The sequence below is a fragment of the Mycobacterium sp. UM_CSW genome, assembly GCF_000455205.1.
Classification (GTDB): domain Bacteria; phylum Actinomycetota; class Actinomycetes; order Mycobacteriales; family Mycobacteriaceae; genus Mycobacterium.
Genome location: NZ_AUWQ01000133.1, coordinates 1 through 2,805 on the forward strand (window position 1 = coordinate 1; position 2,805 = coordinate 2,805).

A 2,805-nucleotide genomic window follows, 5' to 3' on the forward strand; every position below is an offset into this window, starting at 1 on the left:
AACTTCCAGGTGATCTACGAGCAGGCCAACGCGCACGGCCAGAAGGTGCAGACGGCGGGCAGCAACATGTCCAGCACGGACAGCGCCGTCGGCTCCAGCTGGGCCTGATTGGCCTCCAAGGGCGCGGGTGACACGGCCCGTGCTACCCGCGCCCGAGGCGTTCCGTCACACCGATACGCCGCGACGGGTTACGCAGACCGGTCGCCGGCGCGAACTCGCGGTCACGACGGTCTTGACGGTTTGGTAAAACACCGGACTTTTGATGGGCGATGGCCCTACTATCAAGGAATGGTGTCCGTCGATCGTTGGACTGTGCCGTCGGTGCGGCCGGAGGGGTTGTGATGGTTCCTGCTTTTACGTTCTTTCCCCCGGAAATCAACTCGGCGCTGATGTTCGCCGGTGCGGGGTCGGGGCCCCTGTTCATGGCGGCGTCGGCCTGGGACTCGTTGGCGACGGACCTGGCGGGCGCGGCGTCGTCGTTTCAAAACGTCGTCACCGGGTTGACCGACGGGGCGTGGACGGGTCCGGCCTCGATGTCAATGGCCGCGGCTGCCACGCCTTACGTGGGGTGGCTGAGCGCGGCCGCGGGGCAGGCGGAGACCGCGGCCCTTCAGGCCCGGACGGCGGCTTCGGCGTTTGAGACCGCGTTGGCCGCGACGGTGCCCACGCCGGCGATCGCCGCGAACCGTGCCCAACTCATGGCGCTGATCGCGACGAACATCTTGGGCCAGAACACCCCGGCGATCTTCATGACCGAGTTCGAGTACATGGAGATGTGGGCCCAGGACGTGGCCGCGATGGTGGGCTACCACGGCGGCGCGCTGGGCGTGGCCGCGGCGTTGCCCTCGTTCAGCCTGCCGCCGGTGAACCTCGCAGGCCTGACGGGCGTGCTGGCTGCGCCGTTGACCGGCGTCGCGTCGCAGGCCGCCAGCCTGGGGACCGCGATCGCCACCCCGCTGGCGTCGGTGGGGGCGGTGGCCGGGCCGGCGGTGTCGCAGGTGTCGGCCCTGGCCTCCGCGGCGCCGATTTCCTCGCTGTCGACGGTCGCCCAGGTCGGCATGATGCCGGTGAGCATGATGATGTCGCCGATCATGATGGCGGCCCAAGCGGGAATGAGCGGCACGAACGCGGCGTCCCTGGCCGGCGCGACGGGCGCGGCCGTCGATCCGGCGAAGTTTGTCAGCAGCGCCGTTCCGGCGGGCATGGGCAAGGGACTCGGCGGCGGGATCGGCGGCCTGGGCGGCGCCGAGGCCGGTCTGGGCAAGGCGCGGCTGGTCGGAGCGATGTCGGTGCCCCCGAACTGGCAAGGATCGGCGCCGGCGCGGATGATCAGCGGCGCCATGTCCGGCCTGGGCAGCGAGATGAACGGCGCGGCCGCCGCGGCTGCCGGTGCGCCCATGGGCGGCGGCATGCCGATGATGCCGATGCCGATGGGCGGCATGGGTGCCGGCGGAGGCATGCCCGGCGGGATGTTGGGCCGCGGTGGGGCCAGCCCGACGCATGTGGTCCAGCAGCGGCCCAGCGTGGTACCGCGTACCGGCGTCGGATAGTCCTAAATCAGCCAACCAAGGGCGCGGACGACACCCGGGGGAAATGGGTGTTGCCCGCGCCTTCGGCATGTTTACCGGCGGCGAACTGATTCTTTTTCCGCTGTGGCCCACCAATACGGCCGCCGTGCGTCCCAACACGATTTTGGGACCGACGCTCAAGCCGTCAAATTTCTTGCCGTCCCGCTCGCCGTCAGCGCTGGCCGGGCCGGAACATGTTGCGTGGCAAGGGCTTCCGGCCTGGCCTCGAATGCAAGGGAAATCGGGCGGGCGGGGCGCGATGGCGGTTGCCGCTGCGCTCGGGACCCAGCCGTCGGCTCGCCGCTGTTCGCGCACTTGTTCTAAAAGGAGCGAAATCCTTCAAACACGGGCATTGTGCTTCGGATTGACTTACGATGCGAAGTACTCGGTGATGGTTTTTTCACCACCGGGTTCGAATGTACGGAGACGGCTGTGGAAGGGGGCAGCGTGCTATTGCCTCTTGGTTCGCCGCTGCCGGACGATGCGGTAGCGGCGAAGCGTGGTGAGTCCGGCATGCTCGGCGGCCTATCGGTTCCCCTGAAGTGGGGTGTAGCCGTGCCGCCGGATGACTATGACCATTGGGCACCGGCGCCGGAAGAGGGCGCCGATGCCGGCAATAAGGCGACCGACGGGCTGAACCCGGAGGCCACCGCAGAGGGCATGGACGAGTGGAACGAATGGGCCGAATGGAGTGAGTGGCAGGGCGAGGCGGAACCTAGCTTCAACTTGCCGCGGACTACCGGCGTGATACCGACTTCTCCAGCAGCCGGCTGAGAGAGAGGGAGTATCCCGCCATCGGCTTCAATGCCGCGTAACAGCCAGTTACGACGGCCGACCAGTATCACAAGGCAAGAAATTCATCCAGAAGGAGAAAAGGCAACATGGCAACACGTTTTATGACTGACCCGCATGAGATGCGGGCGATGGCGGGCCGGTTTGAGGTCCACGCGCAGACCGTTGAGGACGAGGCTCGCAAGATGTGGGCGTCGTCGATGAACATCGCCGGTGCCGGCTGGAGTGGCCAGGCGCAGGCGACGTCCTACGACACCATGGGTCAGATGAATCAGGCCTTCCGCAACATTGTGAACATGCTGCACGGTGTGCGTGACGGGCTGATCCGCGACGCGAACAACTACGAGCAGCAAGAGCAGGCCTCGCAGCAAATCCTCGGCAGCTAGCCCCCACACTTTTATTTCAGGAGGAAAACATGACCATCAATTACCAGTTTGGCGATGTG

3 protein-coding genes and 1 pseudogene are annotated in these 2,805 nt (G+C 66.6%); all 4 read left to right on the plus strand.

Annotation, left to right across the window (positions count from 1 at the left end; translation table 11 throughout):
- A pseudogene (locus N415_RS29055) lies at positions 1 to 108 on the plus strand (type VII secretion protein EsxI); the annotation flags it as partial.
- Positions 109 to 341: 233 nt separating this feature from the next.
- Positions 342 to 1,550, plus strand: coding sequence for a PPE family protein (locus tag N415_RS29060; protein ID WP_068189378.1), 1,209 nt, complete (start codon positions 342 to 344; stop codon positions 1,548 to 1,550).
- A 465-nt stretch (positions 1,551 to 2,015) separates the two neighbouring features.
- On the plus strand, positions 2,016 to 2,342 hold the full coding sequence (locus N415_RS29065; RefSeq protein WP_343203468.1) for a hypothetical protein: 327 nt from the start codon (positions 2,016 to 2,018) through the stop codon (positions 2,340 to 2,342).
- A 107-nt stretch (positions 2,343 to 2,449) separates the two neighbouring features.
- On the plus strand, positions 2,450 to 2,746 hold the full coding sequence (locus tag N415_RS29070; RefSeq protein ID WP_066914021.1) for a WXG100 family type VII secretion target: 297 nt from the start codon (positions 2,450 to 2,452) through the stop codon (positions 2,744 to 2,746).
- Positions 2,747 to 2,805: the final 59 nt, after the last annotated feature.